Origin of the sequence: Halomonas sp. DQ26W (genome assembly GCF_003339685.1) — a bacterium.
Taxonomy (GTDB): domain Bacteria; phylum Pseudomonadota; class Gammaproteobacteria; order Pseudomonadales; family Halomonadaceae; genus Halomonas.
Genome location: NZ_QPKI01000064.1, coordinates 1 through 1,717, shown reverse-complemented (window position 1 = coordinate 1,717; position 1,717 = coordinate 1). Strand labels below are relative to the sequence as shown.

The following is a 1,717-nucleotide window of genomic DNA, read 5'->3' as shown; positions in this document are numbered from 1 at the left end:
CCCTGGATATTCATGAGGGAGTGCTGAAAACGAAGATAGCGAATGGTAAACTCAATAGAATCAGTCAGTTCCGGCAAGAACACGATTCCAAGAGGCCATTCGCTATGGGTGAAATCGTAGCTCCCTGGATTCCCTCCTGCAACGGGTCCATCCGCGTCGAAATGAGCGGTCAGCACACCACGAGCGACAGCGGTGCTCTGCTGCTGCGCGAAGCCCTCGACAACAGCGGCGTGGTAGACGCGCTGGAGGACCATCTGATTGATCGGCGCGACCCGCTGCGCATCCGGCATTCACTGGCCAGTCAGCTGCGCGCCGTGGTGCTGCAACGCGCCATGGGCTGGATCGACCTGAGCGATACCACCACGCTGCGACGGGATCCGCTCTGGCAACTGGCGTGCAGTGACGCGCGTGGCACGACGCCCTTGGCACAGGGCCGGCCGTCTCAAGCCACGCTGTCGCGGCTCCTGGCGTGCCTGGCCCACCACGACAATATCGATACCTTGCATGAGGGCCTGCTTCGGTTGGTGGTCTGGCGACTGACCTCGCTGAACGGCGGTGAGCGCCCCACGCATCTGACGCTGGACATCGACGGCCTGCCGATCGAGGTTCACGGCCATCAGGGTGGCTCCGTCTACCACGGCCATGTCGGTGCACGGATCTATTCGCCGCTGATTGCCTCGCTGGCCGAGACCGGCGACATGGTCGGTGGCCTGCTGCGCGAGGGCAACGCCGGTCCCGCCGAGCACGCCGACACCTGGATCCCGCACTTGGTGCGGCGGCTCAACGAGAGCACCGGGGCCAAGGTACGGGTACGCATCGATGCCGGTTTCACCGGCAACGACACACTGGAGGCCCTGGAGGAACGCAACATCGAGTACCTGGGCCGGCTACGCGGCCATCCGGGCCTTCAAAAGCTGGCGGCGCCGTACCTGAAGCGGCCACGAGGCCGGCCACCCGAGCAGCCTCGGGAGTGGTGCCACGATCTTGAGTACCAAGCCGGTTCCTGGCCAACGCCACGCCGCGTGGTGCTGGTGGTGCAGGAACGCCCCGATGATCTGCTGCTGCATGCCTTCTTCCTGGTCACCAACCTCGGCAAGTTCGACTGGCCGCCGGAAAAGGTCCTGGCGCTGTATCGCAAACGCGGCAGCGCCGAGGCGCACATGGGTGAGGTCAAGTCGGCGCTCGACGTGCACCTCTCCTCGACGGATCGCGGCGCCTCCACCGTCCAGGACGTGATGGACCGCAACGAAGTGAGCTTGCTGCTGAGCCTCTATGCCTATCAGGTGCTGCATGGCCTGCGCTGTCTGTTAGAGCAGCAAACCCAGCGCGGGTGGAGCCTGATGCGGATGCGCGAGCAGGTGCTCAAGGTCGCCGCCACGTTGTCGGTGCACGCCCGTCGGATCACCGTGCATCTGGGCGACGCGGCCGACAAATGGTGGCCCACCTTGCTGAAGGGACTGCCGAGGCTGACGGCTCTAGCCTGACACCCGGCAACACCACAACGCACGCATCAGGAAAGGCGACCACCACGGCGGTCGGCAGCCACGGCTGCGCCGACGCTCCACATTGATGCTTATAGGTTATGGATAGCCGTACCGTAAGTCAGATGAGGAATAGATTGCCTGGTGATCAAGCGGCTCGATGACGTTGCAGTGGATCGGTGTCGGCAACACCTCGGTTCAGCCCCCGCATTCGACACCCTGATGAATTAGGAGGG

Annotated in this window: 1 protein-coding gene; it reads left to right on the top strand. The window is 63.9% G+C overall.

Features of this window, described 5'->3' with window-relative positions; all coding sequences use genetic code 11:
- Positions 1-104 precede the first annotated feature (104 nt).
- Positions 105-1,484, top strand: a complete 1,380-nt coding sequence (locus DU490_RS16895; RefSeq protein WP_114575380.1) for an IS1380 family transposase — start codon at positions 105-107, stop codon at positions 1,482-1,484.
- Positions 1,485-1,717 lie beyond the last annotated feature (233 nt).